Raw genomic sequence first — 16,755 nt, 5'->3', positions numbered from 1 at the left:
CGCCCGACACCTCGTGAAGGAACCTCATGATCCCCTCCCTCCGTCCCGTCGATGAGCCCGTGCGCATCACGGTCATCGCACCGGTGGTGCTGCCGGAGGACAGCGATGACCTCTTCCCTGTCGTCGAAGGCGTCGTCTTCGATCACCGGTCACTCGCGGCCGGGACGGACTCGATCGAGAGCCGATGGGATGATCAGTTCTCCGTTCCCGGAATCATCGACGCCGCTATGCGCGCCGAGGGCGCCGGGGCCGAGGCCGTGATCATCGACTGCATGGACGACCCCGGCCTGGATACCGTGCGCGAGGTCGTCCGCATCCCGGTGGTCGGCCCGGCCGAGGCTTCGATGCACCTCGCGTTGTGCCTCGCCGGCCGGTTCACGATTCTGACGACCGCAGACGAGGACATCCCCGTCGTCCGTGAGATCGTCGAGCGCAATCGTCTCGAGCATCGCAGCGCGTCGATCCGAGGCATCGGAATCTCCCCGCTGCAGTTGCACGAGGATCCCGAGAAGACGTTCCGGCGATTCGCTGAGGTCGCCACCATCGCCGTCCGCGAGGACGGGGCCGAGGCGATCATCGCCGGCTGCACCCTCCTCTCCGATCTCATCGACCGGCTGTCCGAGCATCTGGTGGACGTGGGCCTCGACGTTCCCGTGATCGACCCTCGGCAAGCTGCCGCCCACCACGCGCGGATGCTGGTGCGTCTCGGCCTCTCGCACAGTGCGGTCTCCTACCCAGCGCCCCCGCCGACACCCATCGTCTGGCCCGGGCCGGAGATGCGGTTCGGCGTCGCCGGCTTCGAGAGGGGTGACAGCTGATGCACCTGCGTGTGATCAATCCGACCGTCAGCACCGAGCGCGAGGCCGCGACTCTCGCCTTGCTCACGGGGGCGGCCGCATCCGGTACCCGGGTGTCCGCGGCGACTCTGCCCGCCGGCGTCGCGTCCATCGAATCGCGGCGAGACGACGCGCTCGTCACCCCGTGGGTCCTGCGCGCGGCGCGGGAGGCGGAGGCCGACCGATGCGACGCGATTCTGGTCGACGACATGCTCGATCCCGGCGTGCACGCGGCCCGGGAGGTCGTCGATGTCCCCGTCCTCGGCTCGGCAGAGGCGTCGATGCACCTGGCCGCCACGCTCGGGCACCGATTCGCAGTGATCACCGCCACCAGGAGCACCTGCGATCCGGTGATCGAGCACGCGCGACGTTTCGGCGTAGCGCCGAAGCTGACATCGACCCGTTCGCTCGACATCCCGACCGCGGAGATCGGCCGCGATCCCGAGGCGGCCCTCGCATCGATGGCGCGGTGCGCCCGCGCGGCCGTCGAGCTCGACGGGGCCGAGGTCATCGTTCTCGGGCTGACTGGCGTCGGCGGCCACGCCCCCGCTGTATCCGCTCGACTCGCCCAGGACGGAATCGACGTGCCTGTCATCGATCCGTCGGTCACGGCCTTGCGGATGCTCGAGTCGATCGTCGAGATGGGCTTGCGCAGCAGTCGCCGTACTTTCGCCCGCCGACCCGGAGCCACGAGCTCCTGGCCGGAACCAGCAGGAGCCGGCGACGCCCGGCCGATGGTGTGAGAAGCAGGACCCTGATCCGCTCTGCGCGTCGCCCGAAGGAACCCGAAGTCCCGGGCGCCGCGCAGAGCCCCTCTCGAAGGAAAGACAATGACCACTGACGACTACGAGCACGGTGTCGTGCCCCAGGACCAGCGCAAGGGTTGGCTCTCGATCGCGACCATCTGGATCGCCATCGGCATCGATCTCTCCGGCGCCTTCCTCGGCGTCGCGCTCGCTTCCGGCATGGCGTTCTGGCCGGCCATCTGGGCGACGATCGCCGGTTCGCTCCTCCTCGGACTCATCGCGATCGCGACGTCATACGTCGGCGCTGTGACAGGGCTGTCGAGTGCGATGATCTCGCGCGCCGTGTTCGGCAAGGTGGGAGGCGGCATCCTGGCCTTCGCGATGTCGATCAGCCTGCTCGGTTGGTTCGCGGTGCAGGCCGGCTTCTTCGGCACGAATGCCCAGATTGCCTTCACCGAGTTCACGGGCATGGACATCCCCGTGCCGATCTTCACCGGAATCGGCGGTGTGCTGATGGCGGTCACGGCGTTCTGGGGCTACCGCTCGATCAACAAGCTCAGCATGCTCGCCGTTCCGCTGCTCCTCCTGCTTCTGCTCGTGAGCATCGTCGTCGCCTTCTCCATGAACGGTACGGCGGCTCTCGACGCCCCGGTCGAGAGCCTGTACAGCTTCGGCGGCGCGATCTCCCTGGTGATGAGCCTCTTCATCCTCGGCGTGGCCACCGCCCCCGATATGGCGCGCTGGGCGAAGACCCCGAAGCACGCCATGCTCTCCGGGTTCGTCGGCTTCTTCTTCGGCAACTCGATCATCATCGTCGTCTCAGTCGTGCTCGCGCGGATCATGGACGGCACCGAGCTCATGGCGATCTTCTTCGCGCTCGGCCTCGGCGCCGTCGCTGTGGTCGTGCTGATCCTCGCCCAGTGGACCACGAACACGACGAACCTGTACTCGGCGGGTCTCGCGTTCGCGGCCATCAGCGCCCGAATCGACCGCCGTACCGCCACCGTCGTACTCGGCATCATCGGCATAGCCGTCGGCGTGATCGGTGCCGCGGACTATTTCGTCGAATTCATCCTCGTGATCGGCATCGTCATCGCGCCGTTCGGGGGTGTCTACGTCGCAGCGTTCGCCTCCGGCCGCAAGGGGCCTCGCTGGGCACATGGCGCGGCCGTCCCCACGGTCGACGTCTGGTCGATCGCAGCGTGGCTCGTCGGCATCCTCGTCGCGGTGGCGACGACGGATCCGAGCCACGGCCCGGGTTTCGGCTGGTTCACGTTGACGGCGGTCCCGGCTCTCGACGGGATGATCGTCGGCTTCCTGGTCTACCTCGCGCTGGTCCCGCTGCGTCGGAAGGTGGAGCCGGATGCCGCAGCATCCGCCCCGGTCGCGAGCGAGGAACAGCCCGCCCGCCTCGACGGCGGGGTGAGCGCATGACGGGCGCGCAGATCACCGAAGGGGACATCGACGAGATCGCCCTCGGCGCCGCGGTGCTCGGCACCGGAGGCGGGGGAGACCCGCACGTCGGGTCGCTGATGGCGAAGCGCCTGATCCGCCTGCACGGACCGGTCGCCCTCCGCGCGGTCGACGACCTCACCGACGACGACTTCGTGATTCCGATCGGCGGCATCGGCGCGCCGTCGGTGAGCGTGGAGCGGATCCAGGCGGAGTCGGAACTGCTCGCAGCGCTCTCCGCGATCGAGCGTGCCGTCGGCCGCCGCCCCACCGCGGTGATGCCGATCGAGGTCGGCGGCGGCAACTCGATGATCCCCATCGCGACGGCTGCGCTCGCCGGTCTTCCCGTCGTCGACGGCGACGCGATGGGCCGGGCGTTCCCCGAGGCGCAGATGGTGACCTTCCATCTCGCGGGATACGGACCCGGCGCCACCGTCATGGTCGACCATCACGGCAACGAGGTCGTCAGCCGGCCGGTCGACGGCGCGTGGTCCGAGCGCATCGCCCGCGCTGTGACGGTCGAGATGGGGGGAGGAGCGACGATGATCGACTACGCCTACGGCGGCGACGTCGTGCGGGAGTGCGCGATCCCCGGCACCCTCACCCTCGCGAAGCGCATCGGCCGCATCCTGCGCGGACGGGATGCCGGGGGCGACGAGCTCCGCGACGACGAGCGCATCGACGCCCTGTGCGCTGATCTCGACGCGGTGCGCCTCTTCGAGGGCAAGGTCGCCGACCTGCAGCGCGCTGTCGACGGCGGGTTCACCCGCGGCGCCGCCGAGCTCGACGGCGTGGGAGCCGACCGGGGCAGCGCATTCCGTCTCGACTTCCAGAACGAGATGCTGCTCGCGCGGCGCGACGGCGCGCTCGCCGCGGTCACCCCAGACCTCATCGCGGTGCTGGACCTCGCCACCGGGATGCCGATCACCACCGAGTCGCTCCGCTACGGCGCCCGTGTCGCGGTGATCGCGATCCCGTGCCACGAGAAGTGGCGCACGCCGATGGGGCTCCTCACCGCAGGGCCTGCGCACTTCGGATACGACGTCGACTGGATCCCGGTCGAGGACATCGCCCGCCCCGGCAAGGGGCGGGACGCCGAAGGGAAGGCCGCCTGATGGTCGGGTACCGGATCGGGATCGACGTCGGCGGAACAAACACGGATGCCGTGATCCTCGACGACCGCCTCGCCGTCGTGGCCTCGGTCAAGCGTCCGACGACCCGCGACACCGGCGAAGGGGTCGCCGATGCGATCGACGCCGTGCTGGCGGCATCCGGCGTCGACCCCGCCCTCGTGGCGCACGCGATGCTCGGCACCACGCACTGCACCAACGCCATCGTCGAGCGCCGCGGACTCGGTCGTGTCGGCATCCTGCGTCTCGGAGCCCCGGCGACGACCGCCGTGCCGCCGCTCGAGGGCTGGCCCGCCGACCTGCGAGAGGCGATCGGCGACCACGCGTACCTGCTGCCCGGCGGATTCGAGGTCGACGGCCGTCTGCTGGCTCCGCTCGACGAGCGGGCGGTTCGCGAGGCGTGCGCTCGCATGCGCGGTGAGGTCGACGCCGTGGCGGTCGTCGGAGTGTTCTCGCCCATCGACGAGAGCCAGGAGGAGCGCGTCGCCGAGATCGTCGCGGAGGAACTGCGAGTGCCGGTCTCGCGTTCGGCGCGCATCGGCTCGCTCGGACTCCTCGAGCGCGAGAACGCGACCGTGCTCAACGCGGCGCTCATGCAGACGCTCACCCGGATGGCCGGCGGTTTCGTGGCGGCGCTGCGTGCGCGCGGCATCCCGGCGACGCCGTACTTCGGCCAGAACGACGGCACGCTCATGCAGCTCGAGTACGCGCTGGAGTTCCCGGTGCTGACGATCGGCTGCGGGCCGACGAATTCCATCCGCGGGGCGGCACATCTCTCGGGGGCGACGGACGCGCTCGTCGTCGACATCGGCGGCACCACGACCGACATCGGAGTGCTCGTCGACGGCTTCCCTCGTCAGTCGGCTCACGCGGTGGAGATCGGCGGCATCCGCACGAACTTCCGGATGCCGGATGTGCTCTCGGTCGGACTCGGCGGCGGCACGATCGTCCGCACGGACGGCAACAGCGTCACGGTCGGCCCCGACAGCGTCGGCTACCGTCTCCCGGAGGAGGGGCTCGCCTTCGGCGGCTCCACTCTCACCGCGACCGACATCGCGCTCGCCGTCGGCGGCGCGGAGATCGAGGGGCTGACCGCTCCGGACGTCGAGGCAGGTCTCGGCTCGGTGGCCTGGGCGGCGATGCGCGCGATCCTCGAGGACTCGATCGACCGCATGAAGCCGAACGCGGCCCCGGTGCCGGTGATCCTCGTCGGCGGTGGAGGCATCATCGCGCCCGCCGAGCTCGAGGGGGTCTCGACCCTGATCCGCCCGGATCACTTCGGCGCGGCGAACGCGGTCGGTGCCGCGCTGGGCGAGGTCGCGGGCCAGATCGAGAAGATCTACCGCGCCGACCCTTCGGACCGTCGTGCCTCGCGAGCGGATGCCGCCGCCGAGGCGACCGAGCGGGCGAGGCTCGCCGGTGCCGACCCCGCGACGATCGAGGTGGTGGCGGTCGAGGAGCTTCCGGTCGCCTACTCCGACGGGACCGCGGTGCTCATCCGCGCGCGAGCGGTGGGGCGGCTGGCAGCCTGATCGCTCACCGCAGTGTCAACCCCATCGCCCTTCCTTCTCGTGTGCTGCTGAATGGCAGGACACGAGAGACGAGCAGTGAGGAGCATCACATGGTGCAGATCATCGAGACCATCGACGTCGACGTTCCCGTCGACGTCGCATACAACCAGTGGACCCAGTTCGAGAGCTTCCCGAAGTTCCTCGACGAGGTCGAGTCGATCACGCAGACCGGCGACACCCACACCCACTGGAAGGTGAAGGTCGGCGGAATCGAGCGCGAGTTCGACGCCGAGATCACGGAGCAGCACCCCGACGAGCGCGTCGCCTGGACCAGCACCGGCGGCGAGACCGAGCACGCGGGAGCGGTGACGTTCCACAAGCTCACCGAGACGTCCACGCGCGTGACCGTGCAGATCGACTGGGAGCCCGAGGGGCTTCTCGAGAAGCTCGGCTCCCTGGTGGGAGCGGGCTCGCACGCGGTGAAGAAGGACCTGAAGAACTTCAAGGAGTTCATCGAGGGCCGAGGCGCCGAGACCGGCGCCTGGCGCGGTGACGTCGAGGCCTGACCGCCCGGCGGTATCGAGGCCCGGCTGCAGCTTCCTGCTGCATCCGGGCCTCTTCTGTGCGCGCACCTAGGCATCGGCATCCGAAAGATAGGGCATCCGCCCGATCCGGCCGGTGCACCTCAGAGCGGAGTGTAGGGATACAGCGAACCGCCGAGGAGAAATCATGTTCGAGCACCCGTATCTCAGCCACCAGGTCACCACCTTCGAGCAGGAGCAGGTCGTACGCGCCGCCGAGCGGCGTCTCTTCCTGCAGGAGCACGCCGACCAGATCGTGCCGCGTCCGGCGGGCGCGATCCGTCGGATGCTGCACCGGATCGTCGCCGGGCGGACCGATGCGGCGCCGCGCGCGGCGCAGCCGGCCACGAGCGTCCGATCGGGGAGCGCCCGCGCCCCGAAGGCCCGCGCCGTCGAGGACTGCGTCCGCGTCGGATGCGAGACGGCGACCGCGACAGCGCGGTGACCGTTCCGGTGGACGTCAGCGCACCGTCTCTGCCGGGAGCGGACGCGACCCCGGATGTCCCCGGGGAGTGGCACGATGTTCCCATGCCCTCGTCCGCTCCGAGCGTCGTGATGGTCGGCCGCGACGCCGACCTGGCCGAGGTGCGCCGTCTGTTCGACATCGCGCGCGACGGCGTCCCCGCCGCCCTCCTGGTCGAGGGCGAGGCCGGCATCGGCAAGTCACGGCTGCTCCGCGAGTTCGGGGTCGAGATCGACCGCACCGCCGATGTGCACGTCGGCTGGTGCCTCGACCTCGGCGCCTCTCGCACGCCGTACGGCCCGCTCACCGGCATCCTCCGTTCGATAGTGACCCGCATGGGAGTCGAGCGCGTCCGCGACGCGGTCGGCGTGGGCGTCGAGGCACTCGGCATGCTGCTCCCCGAGCTCGCGTCGGGTCCGACCGATCGCGAGCGCACGAGTCCGGAGCGCCTTCGCGACGCGATCGCCTCGCTCATCGAAGCGGCCGCGGAAGCCGCTCCGCAGGTGCTCGTCGTGGAAGACCTGCACTGGGCCGACGAGTCCACGCTCGCCATCCTCTCCTTCCTCCTGCGCGCCTTGAGCCGCGGGCGCATCCTGCTGCTGATCACCTGCCGCACCGACGACGTGCGCCGCGGCGATGCCGTGAGCCGCTTCATCGGCGAGGCCACGCGTTCGCGCCTGCTCGAGCGGCTGCCCCTGACCCGGCTCGACGAAGACGCCACGCGCCTGCTCGCCGAGCAGATCACCGGGCATGCGATCAGCGAGACCGCCCTCGAGCGCATGCAGGAGCGCGCGGAAGGGGTGCCCTTCTTCATCGAGGAGATCGCCGGATGCGCGAAGGGGTCGCTGCCCGACAGTCTCCGCGATCTGCTGCTCGCGCGGTTCGACCGCCTGGGTGACGACGCACGGCACGTCGTGCAGGTCGTCTCCGGCGCCGAGCGGCCCCTGTCGCATCCGCTGGTCGTCCGCCTCGCCGATCTGCCCGAGCTGCGGCTGGAAGACGCCCTGCGCGAGGCCACGCGCAGCGGCATCCTCGTGGTCGTCGACGACGACTACCGGTTCCGGCACGCGCTGCTGCGCGAGGCCGTGCACGACGATCTGCTCCCGGGCGAGCGGGCCCGGCTGCACCGCGCCTATGCCGAGACGCTCGAGGCCGCGTGTGCGGGCACCGACAGCGGCGACGCCGCGGCCCTGGCGTATCACTGGCAGCTCGCGCAGGACGACCGTCGCGCGCTCATCGCTGCTGCGCACGCGATGCGCCATGCGAAGGCCCGGTACGCCTTCGCGAGCGCCGCCCGCTTCGGTGAACTGGTCCTGGAGCTGTGGCCTCAGGTGGCGGATGCTCCGGATTCCGCGGGCATCGAGCGCCTCGAGCTCCTGCTGATGCTCGGCTCGATCCTCCGCAACGCGGGGGACGGCGAGCGTGCGCTCTCGGTCGTGAACCTGGCGCTGGGCGAGCTCGACCCGATGACCGTCGACCAGCGCCTGCACGCGCGTCTGCTGCGCGACAAGGCGTACTACACGATGAATCTGGGCCGTCCAGGGGCGATCCCGCTGCTGCAGGAGTCGCTGGCCGTGCTCGGCGACCGTGCCGACGACGACCGCCTTCGCGCGACGATACTGAACACGCTCGCGAGTCGGCACATGATCGCCGGTCACCTCGATCTGAGCTTCCGGCTCGGTGTCGAGGCCGGTGAGATCGCCCGACGTGCGGAGTCGGACGACGAGGCGTCGATCGCCGCGAACGTCCGGGGAGCGTCGCTGTCGCACCAGGGCCGCATCGAGGAGGGCTCCCGAGAGTACGAGCTCGCCAGGACCCTCGGCCGCGGATCGACCGCCGAACTGAAGTACCGGGTGAACTACTCCGACCTGCTCACGCTGCTCGGTCGCTACCGTGAGGCCGTGCAGCTGGCCGAGGAAGGGCTGGCCCGCTCGCGCACCTACGGGGTCGAACGCACCTCCGGCTCGGTGATGACGCAGAACATGGCTGTGCCGCTGCTGGAGCTCGGTGAGATCGAGCGCGTCGAGGAGATGCTCGCCCGCGAGCTCGCGCAGAGCACGCTGCGCGTGTTCCGCATGTACACCACGATGACGCGAGTGCGTGTGCTGTCGTGGCGCGGACGACACGAGGAAGCCGCCGAGCTGCTCATCGAATCCCTGCCGGCCTTCCGCGAGACGGGCACCGTCGAACGGCAGATCTGGTACGACATCACCGTGATGCAGGTCTCCGTGGCCGAGAGCGCCGGAGACCTGGACGGTGCTCTCGACGTGATCCTCGCGATGCTGGCCGACGAGGGGCCGGCACTGCTCCACCAGCGTCGGATCCTGCTCCAGTCCGGGTGGATCATCGCCGAGCTGCGTGCCGCCGGCGAAGACGTCGGAGCCGCGGTCGAGACGATCCGCGCGGCGTGGGCCGCCCAGACCTCGGAGCTGCGGGTCTCGGTCTGGTCCGACATCCTGCACGCATTCCTGGAGCCCACGGGCGAGGCGCTCGCCGCGGCGGTCGCGCTCGCCGACGGCGACGACGTGCCGGTCGTCTTCCGTGCCGCGGCGCGGCTCGAGCTCGCTCGCCTTCGCGTGAGCGAGGGAGACCGCACCGGGGCCGCACGGGTGCTCGCCGAGGCCGCCGACATCGCCGATCGCCTCGGGCACGTGCAGCTGCAGCGGTCCGTCGCGACCTTCGCCGACGCTGCGGGGCTCAGCACCTCTCCCTCCGCGATGGATGCCGACCTCCTCACCGCCCGGGAACGCCAGGTGCTCGAGCTGATCGCCGAGGGGCTGAGCAACCGTCAGATCGGCGAGCGGCTGTTCATCAGCGTCAAGACCGTGAGCGTCCACGTGTCGGCGGTGCTGCGCAAACTCGGCGTGAGCACGCGCACGGAAGCGGCCCTGATCCAACAGAATCCGAGGTTCACTGCTGCGCGTCAGCCAGCCGTGGTACCTTGAGCAAGCGCGCGTGTCGGATGTTCCGACTCGGCGTAGGCCGTGAGAACGGCTAAGTCAACAGAAAGTAGAAACACATGGCCACTGGCACTGTGAAATGGTTCAACGCGGAAAAGGGCTTCGGCTTCATCGCTCCCGATGACGGCTCGGACGACCTTTTCGCCCACTACTCGGCTATCGCCGGCTCCGGTTTCAAGGAGCTCCGCGAGAACCAGAAGGTCGAATTCGACGCTGAGCGTGGCCCCAAGGGCATGCAGGCGGCGAACATCCGCGCTCTCTGAGCGCGCGCTGACTTCCTGAACCGGTCGGGTCCTTCGGGGCCCGGCCGGTTTTTCGTGCGCCGGCTTCGAACGTCGGCCTCGGGACTGAGGCTTGCCTAACTTTCTGTTAGATTAGGCCAGGCTTACCAAAGCCTCGGCGCGGATCCCGCGCCGGACCCCCTCATCCCGAACCCGAAGGGAACGCCTGTGCGCACCTCCCGTCTCCTCGCCATCGGCGCCGCGGCCGCACTCGCCGTCGGCCTCGCCGCGTGCTCGTCCAACGCCCCGGAGTCGACCGCCTCCGCCGGCGGCAACCCGGCATCCGACGATGCGTTCCCCGTCACGGTGGAGCACGTCTACGGCGAGACCACCATCGAGGAGAAGCCCGAGCGCGTCGCGACGGTCGCCTGGGCCAACCACGAGGTGCCCCTCGCCCTCGGCATCGTGCCCGTCGGCATGAGCAAGGCCGCCTGGGGCGACGATGACGACAACGGCATCCTCCCCTGGGTCGAGGAGAAGCTCGACGAGCTCGGCGGTGAGGAGCCCGTGCTCTTCGACGAGACCGACGGCATCGACTACGAGGCCGTGGCCGACACCGCTCCCGACGTGATCCTCGCCTCGTACTCCGGACTCACCCAGGAGGAGTACGACACCCTCTCCAAGATCGCTCCCGTCATCGCCTACCCCGAGGTCGCCTGGGGCACGCCGGTCGACGAGATGATCGAGATGAACGCGAAGGCACTCGGCCTCGAGGCCGAGGGCGAGGCGCTGATCGAAGACCTGCACGCCGACGCGGATGCCGCGCTCGAGGCGAACAGCGCGCTGTTGGACAAGAAGGTCCTGTTCTCATACATCGACCCGACCGACCTCAGCCAGGTCGGCTACTACACCGCGATCGACACGCGCCCGGGCTACATCCACGAGCTCGGCCTGCCGTTCCCCTCGATCGTCGAGGACAACGCCGACAGCGATCAGTTCTACCTCACGGTCAGCTCGGAAGAGGCCGCGAAGTTCGACGACGTCGACCTCTTCATCACCTATGGCGACGATTCGATCATCCCGCTGCTGCAGGCCGACCCGCTGCTGTCGAAGATCCCCGCCATCGCCGAAGGACGCATCGCGGTGCTCCCCGACTCCTCGCCGATCGCGGCATCCGCCAACCCGTCCCCGCTGTCGATCCCGTGGGGTCTCGGCGACTACCTCGCCCTGCTGGCGGCTCCGCTGGCCCCGTAATCCCACGTCCGCATCCGCGGAGTGAGTTTTCAGTGACCTCAGCAACAGCCATCGCGCCGGACGCCGCAGATCTGCGGCGTCCGGCGCCGGTGCGCACCCTCTGGCTTCTCGCCGGGGTCGGACTCCTGCTCGTCCTCAGCATCCTGTCGATCTCCTTCGGTGTGCGCGCCGTGACGTTCGACGACATCGTCGCGGCCCTCGGTGGCCGGACCGACACCATCGAGCAGGCCGCGATCGTCAAGCGCATCCCGCGCACGGTGCTCGCGCTCCTCGTGGGGGCGGCCCTCGCCCTCTCGGGGGCGACCATGCAGGCCGTGACGCGCAACCCCGTGGCCGATCCCGGCATCCTCGGCGTCTCGAACGGCGCCTCGCTCGCGGTCGTGGTGGGGATCGCCTTCTTCGGCCTCAGTAACCCGTTCGGGCAGATGGGCTTCGCCATCGTCGGCGCGGCGGTCGCGGCGGTCTTCGTCTACACCGTCGGCTCGCTCGGCCGCGGCGGCGCCACCCCTCTCAAGCTCGCGCTCGCCGGGGCTGCCACCTCGGCCGCGTTCGCCTCCCTCATCAGCGCCGTGATGCTCCCGCGCGTCGACCTGCTGCAGACCTTCCAGTCCTGGCAGATCGGCGGCGTCGGCGGTGCGGAGTGGCCGCGCATCGCGCTCACCGCGCCGGTCCTCGCGGTCGGTGCGCTCATCTGCCTCCTCTGCTCGCGTGGGATGAACTCGCTCGCTCTCGGCGACGACATGGCCAAGGGACTCGGTGAGCACGTCTTCCGCACCCGGCTGATGTCGGCTCTGGGGGCCGTCATCCTCGCGGGTGCCGCCACCGCGATCGCCGGACCGATCGGCTTCGTCGGGCTCGTCGTCCCGCACATCTGCCGGATGCTGATCGGCACCGACCACCGCTGGCTGCTGCCGTTCTCGGCCCTCGCGGGAGCCGCGCTGCTGACCGCGAGCGACATCGTCGGCCGGGTGATCGCGCCGTCATCCGAGGAGATCCAGGTCGGCATCATCACGGCGATCATCGGAGCCCCGTTCTTCATCTGGATCGTCCGTCGTCAGAAGGTGCGTGAGCTGTGAGCACGACCGAGCACACCCTGCACCGCTCCGACGAGTCGGCTGCGCACCGCACCGCGCGTGTGGTGGCGGGCCGTCGAGCCCGTCACCGCCGCCATGCGACGGCGACGATCGTGCTCGGCGCCGTGCTCTTCGCGCTGTTCGCCACGGCGCTCATGGTCGGCAACACTTTCTACACGCCCGACGAAGTGATCCGCGTGATCCTCGGCGAGACCGTCCCCGGCGCATCGTTCACGGTGGGCGACCTGCGTCTGCCCCGCGCGATCCTGGCGGTCCTCACCGGGATCGGCTTCGGCATCGCGGGAGTCGCCTTCCAGACGCTGCTGCGCAACCCGCTGGCGTCCCCCGACATCATCGGCATCTCGAACGGCGCCAGCGCAGCCGCGGTCTTCGGCATCATCGTCCTCTCGGCAGGCGGCCCCGTGGTCTCGCTGCTCGCGCTCGGCGGCGCCCTCGTCACCGCTCTCACGATCTACCTGCTGTCGATCAAGGGCGGCTTCGCCGGCACGCGCCTCATCCTGATCGGGATCGGCGTGGCGCTGATGCTGCAGAGCGTCATCTCGTATCTGCTGTCGCGTGCACCGAACTGGGACATCCAGGTCGCGATGCAGTGGCTCACCGGCAGCCTGAACAACGCCTCCTGGGAGCGCGTCCTGCCGATCGCGATCGCCTCGGCGCTGATCGTGCCCTTCCTGCTGCTGCAGGGACGCGCGCTCGGGGCGATGCAGCTGGGAGACGACTCGGCGGCGGGCCTCGGGGTGCGCGTGAACTCCACGCGGCTGCTGTTCATCCTCAGCGCCGTCGCCCTGCTCGCCTTCGCGACCGCGGCGACCGGTCCGATCGCCTTCGTGTCGTTCATGGCCGGTCCGATCGCCGCACGCCTCACCGGCCCCGGCGCGAATCTCCTCCTGCCGAGCGCGTTCGTCGGCGCGGTGCTCGTGCTCGGCGGCGACCTCATCGCGCAGTTCGCGCTCGGCACGCGTTACCCGGTGGGCGTCGTCACCGGCGTGCTGGGCGCTCCGTACCTGATCTATCTCCTCATCCGCACCAACCGCTCCGGGGGTTCGCTATGACCGTCTCGCACACTCTGTCGGCGGAGGGGGTGACCCTCGCCTACGGCGATCGCACCATCATCGACGGCCTCGACCTGCAGATCGCGCCCGGCAAGATCACGACCATCGTCGGAGCGAACGGATGCGGCAAGTCGACGCTGCTGCGTTCGCTCGCGCGTCTGCTCTCTCCCACGGCGGGGCAGATCGTGCTCGACGGAACCTCGGTGCACGCGCGTCCCACCAAAGAGGTCGCGCGCATCCTCGGTCTGCTGCCGCAGTCGCCGATCGCGCCGGAGGGCATCGCCGTCGCCGACCTCGTCGGACGGGGACGCCACCCGCATCAGAAGGCACTCGCCCGGTGGAGCGCCCACGACTACGAGGTCGTGGCGGATGCGCTCGAGGCGACCGGGGTCTCCGACCTCGCCGACCGCAGCGTCGACGAGCTCTCGGGCGGACAGCGCCAGCGTGTGTGGATCGCGATGGCGCTCGCGCAGGAGACCGACATCCTGCTGCTCGACGAGCCGACGACGTTCCTCGACGTGGCGCACCAGATCGAGGTGCTCGACCTGCTCACCGACCTGAGCGTCTCGCGCGGCACGACGATCGTCATGGTGCTGCACGACCTCAACATGGCCGCGCGGTACGCCGACGAGCTCGTCGCGATGAAGGCCGGGCGGGTGCATGCCACCGGCGCCCCGCACGAGGTCATCACCGCCGACATCGTGGAAGAGGTCTTCGGCCTCGCCAACCAGATCACGACCGACCCGGTTTCCGGAAAGCCGATGGTCACACCTATCGGGAGGCATCATGTCCGCTGAGACGACCATCACCGACCGCCCCACCTACATCCTCACCCGCGCCGAGGTGCGCGCGGTCGATCGCGTCTCGCCCTCCTTCGTCCGGGTGACGTTCGGGGGCGACGAGCTGTCCGAGTTCGGCACGCCGGGCGAGGTCTTCGACTCCCGCATCAAGCTCGTCTTCCCGCCGGCATCCGGCATCCTGCCTCCGATCGATCGGTCCTCGCACGACTGGTGGGGCTCGTACCTCGCCGTTCCGGAGGAGGAGCGCGGTTCGATGCGCACCTACTCCGTGCGCGAGCTGCGGGTGACCGAGGCCGGCACCGAGGTCGTCGTGGACTTCGTGCTGCATCTGGAGCCGGGGCTGACCGGCCCCGCCTCGCTGTGGGCGAGCCGGGCCGCCGTCGGGCAGGAGCTGTTCCTGGTCGGGCCGCGCCGCGGTGTGGATGCCGATGCGCACGGCGGCGCCGAGTACGAACCGGGCAGCGCCCGCTCCGTCGTGCTCGTCGGCGACGAGACGGCGGCCCCGGCCATCGCCCGCATCCTCGAGGACGCTCCGCGCGATCTGCGCGGCGTCGCCTTCATCGAGGTGCCGACGCCGGCCGACATCCTGGCGATCGACGCGCCGTCGGACGTCGAGGTGCACTGGCTTCCGCGCGATGCCGGTGAGCTGCACGGACTGACGCTCATCCCCGCCGTGCTCGGCTACCTGGGTGACGCGGATGCCGCCGAGGAGATCCGCGTGAAGGACATCGACACCGAGGAGCTGCTCTGGGAGACGCCGGACTACTCGGGTCTCGGCGAGGACATCACGGTGGCGGATGCTCCGGCGGAGCGGTACTTCTGGATCGCGGGAGAGAGCGGCGTCGTCACGACTCTTCGTCGCCACCTGGTGAAGGACCTCGGCATCGACCGCTCGCAGGTCGCCTTCATGGGCTACTGGCGCCGCGGCGTCGCGATGCGCGGCTGAGCGACCGCCACGGTCGCATCTGCGCGTCCGTCGTGCGTGCGCGTGGCACGGACAAGTGCGCCTGACAAGGCGGGATCCGAGGATTCCGACCTTGGCAGGCGCACAAGACCTGGTGAGGCGTACAGCGCTCGACCGAACGCGGGCGGATGCTACTTCGCGAGGAAGTCCTTCAGCGCGGCGTTGACCTCGTCGGCGTGCGTCCAGAGCAGGCCATGCGGGGCGCCCTCGACCTCGACGTAGTCGGCATCCGGCACCGCCTGGTGGAAGCGGCGGGCGGTCGCGTCGATCGGGAGGATGTTGTCCTTCGTGCCGTGCAGGATCAGCGTGGGCTTGGCGGCCGCGCGGACGGCTTCCACGTCGCCGCGGAAGTCCTCGATCCAGGAGGAGACGACCGCGTAGGCCGCGACGGGCGCGCTGCCGACGGCGACGTTCCAGCTGCCGGTGACGGCCTGCTCGCTGATGCGCGAGCCGAGGTTCTCGTCGAGGTTGTAGAAGTTCTTGTAGAAGTCGGTGAACCAGGCGAAGCGGTCGCCCTTGGCGGCTGCCTCGATGCCGTCGAAGACCTCCTGCGGAACACCCTCGGGGTTGTCGTCGCGCTGCACGAGGAAGGGCTCGAGCGAGGCGAGGAAGGCGAGCTTGGCGACCCGGTCGTGGCCGTACGTCGCGACGTAGCGGGCGAGCTCTCCGGTGCCCATCGAGAATCCGACCAGCACGACGTCGCGCAGATCGAGGGTTTCGAGCACGGTGTTGAGGTCGGCGGCGAAGGTGTCGTAGTCGTAGCCGGCGTTCACCTTGGACGACTGACCGAAGCCGCGGCGGTCGTAGGTGATGACGCGGTAGCCCTGGGCGAGGAGCTCGCGGGTCTGGCGCTCCCAGCTGTGGCCGTCGAGCGGGTAGCCGTGGATCAGGACGACGGGCTGGCCGGCTCCCTGGTCTTCGTAGTACAGCTCGATCGGGGTGCTGTTCTCGTTTCCGACGGTGATGTAACCCATGATGCTGATCCTTTTCGGTTCCGGTGAGAACGGTCGTTCTCGCTCGATGTGTCCAACATAGAGAACGTTCGTTCTCATGTCAAGTACACTGAGATCATGACCGAGGAAACGGTGCGTGAACAGATCCTTGCGGCGGCCGACGAGCTCTACTACCGCAAGGGATACGCGGCTGTGGGCATGGACGAGCTGCGCGCTGCCGCCGGCGTGTCGCTGCGTCGGCTGTATGGACTGTTCCCCGCCAAGAACGACATCGTCGCCGCCGTCCTGGCGCGCAAGCATGCGCAGTGGGAGTCCGGCCTGACGGCCGCGGTGACGGATGCCGGTGACGAGCCTCGCTCCCGTCTCCTCGCCGTCTACGGCTACCTCGAGGACTGGTTCTGCACCGACGACTTCCGGGGCTGCGCCTTCATCAACGCGTTCGGTGAGCTCGGCGGCACCAACCCCGAGGTCGCCGAGATCGTCCGCTCGCACAAGGCCGAGTTCCAGCAGTACATGGCCGGACTGGTCGCTGGAACCGGGGCCTCTCCGCTCCTGGCGGCGCAGCTGTCCATCCTCGCCGAGGGCGCCCAGAGCACCGCCGCGATCTCGGCCGACCCGCAGGTCGCGGTGCAGGCGCGCAGTGCCGCCGAGGTGTTGATCGACGCGGCCGTCGCGACGACCGTCTGACGGGCACCGGTCGCGAACCTCGTGTGTGTCTTACCTGGTTAGCGAGTTGGA

At 69.6% G+C, this 16,755-nt stretch carries 16 protein-coding genes; 15 read left to right on the top strand and 1 reads right to left on the bottom strand.

Annotated features, from left to right (window positions below):
• Window positions 1–26: 26 nt before the first annotated feature.
• The 14 genes from LBN7_RS07725 (at window position 27) to LBN7_RS07660 (ending at window position 15,046) form a co-directional block, all read left to right on the top strand.
• Entirely contained in the window at window positions 27–818 is a 792-nt protein-coding gene (locus LBN7_RS07725; protein ID WP_407361433.1) for an aspartate/glutamate racemase family protein, read from the top strand.
• A complete protein-coding gene (locus LBN7_RS07720; protein ID WP_407361432.1) occupies window positions 818–1,579 on the top strand; it encodes an aspartate/glutamate racemase family protein in 762 nt (253 codons plus the stop codon). The genes LBN7_RS07725 and LBN7_RS07720 overlap by 1 nt, the downstream gene beginning before the upstream one ends.
• Before the next feature lie 87 nt (window positions 1,580–1,666).
• Complete coding sequence (locus LBN7_RS07715; protein WP_407361431.1) at window positions 1,667–3,016, top strand: cytosine permease; 1,350 nt, start codon at window positions 1,667–1,669, stop codon at window positions 3,014–3,016.
• On the top strand, window positions 3,013–4,149 hold the full coding sequence (locus LBN7_RS07710; RefSeq protein WP_407361430.1) for a DUF917 domain-containing protein: 1,137 nt from the start codon (window positions 3,013–3,015) through the stop codon (window positions 4,147–4,149). The genes LBN7_RS07715 and LBN7_RS07710 overlap by 4 nt, the downstream gene beginning before the upstream one ends.
• A complete protein-coding gene (locus LBN7_RS07705) occupies window positions 4,149–5,696 on the top strand; it encodes a hydantoinase/oxoprolinase family protein (protein ID WP_341946612.1) in 1,548 nt (515 codons plus the stop codon). Before LBN7_RS07710 ends, LBN7_RS07705 begins: the two co-directional genes overlap by 1 nt.
• An 89-nt stretch (window positions 5,697–5,785) precedes the next feature.
• On the top strand, window positions 5,786–6,241 hold the full coding sequence (locus tag LBN7_RS07700; RefSeq protein WP_116636035.1) for an SRPBCC family protein: 456 nt from the start codon (window positions 5,786–5,788) through the stop codon (window positions 6,239–6,241).
• A 163-nt stretch (window positions 6,242–6,404) separates the two neighbouring features.
• Window positions 6,405–6,701 (top strand): hypothetical protein, encoded by a 297-nt coding sequence (locus LBN7_RS07695; protein ID WP_341946611.1) that lies wholly within the window; start codon window positions 6,405–6,407, stop codon window positions 6,699–6,701.
• Between the two features lie 83 nt (window positions 6,702–6,784).
• On the top strand, window positions 6,785–9,664 hold the full coding sequence (locus LBN7_RS07690) for an AAA family ATPase (protein WP_407361429.1): 2,880 nt from the start codon (window positions 6,785–6,787) through the stop codon (window positions 9,662–9,664).
• A gap of 74 nt (window positions 9,665–9,738) precedes the next feature.
• Window positions 9,739–9,942 carry a cold-shock protein gene (locus LBN7_RS07685; RefSeq protein WP_017831237.1) on the top strand — a complete coding sequence of 68 codons (204 nt, stop codon included), beginning with the start codon at window positions 9,739–9,741 and terminating at the stop codon, window positions 9,940–9,942.
• Between the two features lie 186 nt (window positions 9,943–10,128).
• Window positions 10,129–11,154 (top strand): iron-siderophore ABC transporter substrate-binding protein, encoded by a 1,026-nt coding sequence (locus LBN7_RS07680; RefSeq protein ID WP_407361428.1) that lies wholly within the window; start codon window positions 10,129–10,131, stop codon window positions 11,152–11,154.
• Between the two features lie 32 nt (window positions 11,155–11,186).
• Window positions 11,187–12,230, top strand: a complete 1,044-nt coding sequence (locus LBN7_RS07675) for an iron ABC transporter permease (RefSeq protein WP_116636031.1) — start codon at window positions 11,187–11,189, stop codon at window positions 12,228–12,230.
• Entirely contained in the window at window positions 12,227–13,300 is a 1,074-nt protein-coding gene (locus tag LBN7_RS07670; protein ID WP_116636030.1) for an iron chelate uptake ABC transporter family permease subunit, read from the top strand. Before LBN7_RS07675 ends, LBN7_RS07670 begins: the two co-directional genes overlap by 4 nt.
• Window positions 13,297–14,097 (top strand): ABC transporter ATP-binding protein, encoded by an 801-nt coding sequence (locus LBN7_RS07665; protein WP_116636029.1) that lies wholly within the window; start codon window positions 13,297–13,299, stop codon window positions 14,095–14,097. Before LBN7_RS07670 ends, LBN7_RS07665 begins: the two co-directional genes overlap by 4 nt.
• Window positions 14,087–15,046 (top strand): siderophore-interacting protein, encoded by a 960-nt coding sequence (locus tag LBN7_RS07660; protein WP_341946608.1) that lies wholly within the window; start codon window positions 14,087–14,089, stop codon window positions 15,044–15,046. Before LBN7_RS07665 ends, LBN7_RS07660 begins: the two co-directional genes overlap by 11 nt.
• 149 nt (window positions 15,047–15,195) lie before the next feature.
• Here LBN7_RS07660 and LBN7_RS07655 read toward each other — a convergent pair whose 3' ends face one another.
• Entirely contained in the window at window positions 15,196–16,038 is an 843-nt protein-coding gene (locus LBN7_RS07655; RefSeq protein WP_407361427.1) for an alpha/beta fold hydrolase, read from the bottom strand.
• 96 nt (window positions 16,039–16,134) lie between these two features.
• Here LBN7_RS07655 and LBN7_RS07650 point away from each other — a divergent pair, with 96 nt between their 5' ends.
• Window positions 16,135–16,704 carry a TetR/AcrR family transcriptional regulator gene (locus LBN7_RS07650; RefSeq protein WP_341946606.1) on the top strand — a complete coding sequence of 190 codons (570 nt, stop codon included), beginning with the start codon at window positions 16,135–16,137 and terminating at the stop codon, window positions 16,702–16,704.
• Window positions 16,705–16,755: the final 51 nt, after the last annotated feature.

The sequence above is a fragment of the Microbacterium sp. LBN7 genome (assembly GCF_045690345.1).
Lineage (GTDB): Bacteria > Actinomycetota > Actinomycetes > Actinomycetales > Microbacteriaceae > Microbacterium.
Note: the sequence above shows the minus strand (reverse complement) of the source record. Positions and strands in the feature narration are given on the sequence as shown.

Coding starts and splice junctions, on each gene's coding strand:
- LBN7_RS07660 (WP_341946608.1), top strand. CDS start 14,087: ATGTCCGCTGAGACGACCATCACCGACCGCCCCACCTACATCCTCACC.
- LBN7_RS07695 (WP_341946611.1), top strand. CDS start 6,405: ATGTTCGAGCACCCGTATCTCAGCCACCAGGTCACCACCTTCGAGCAG.
- LBN7_RS07725 (WP_407361433.1), top strand. CDS start 27: ATGATCCCCTCCCTCCGTCCCGTCGATGAGCCCGTGCGCATCACGGTC.
- LBN7_RS07690 (WP_407361429.1), top strand. CDS start 6,785: ATGCCCTCGTCCGCTCCGAGCGTCGTGATGGTCGGCCGCGACGCCGAC.
- LBN7_RS07655 (WP_407361427.1), bottom strand. CDS start 16,038: ATGGGTTACATCACCGTCGGAAACGAGAACAGCACCCCGATCGAGCTG.
- LBN7_RS07685 (WP_017831237.1), top strand. CDS start 9,739: ATGGCCACTGGCACTGTGAAATGGTTCAACGCGGAAAAGGGCTTCGGC.
- LBN7_RS07700 (WP_116636035.1), top strand. CDS start 5,786: ATGGTGCAGATCATCGAGACCATCGACGTCGACGTTCCCGTCGACGTC.
- LBN7_RS07705 (WP_341946612.1), top strand. CDS start 4,149: ATGGTCGGGTACCGGATCGGGATCGACGTCGGCGGAACAAACACGGAT.
- LBN7_RS07710 (WP_407361430.1), top strand. CDS start 3,013: ATGACGGGCGCGCAGATCACCGAAGGGGACATCGACGAGATCGCCCTC.
- LBN7_RS07650 (WP_341946606.1), top strand. CDS start 16,135: ATGACCGAGGAAACGGTGCGTGAACAGATCCTTGCGGCGGCCGACGAG.
- LBN7_RS07665 (WP_116636029.1), top strand. CDS start 13,297: ATGACCGTCTCGCACACTCTGTCGGCGGAGGGGGTGACCCTCGCCTAC.
- LBN7_RS07720 (WP_407361432.1), top strand. CDS start 818: ATGCACCTGCGTGTGATCAATCCGACCGTCAGCACCGAGCGCGAGGCC.
- LBN7_RS07715 (WP_407361431.1), top strand. CDS start 1,667: ATGACCACTGACGACTACGAGCACGGTGTCGTGCCCCAGGACCAGCGC.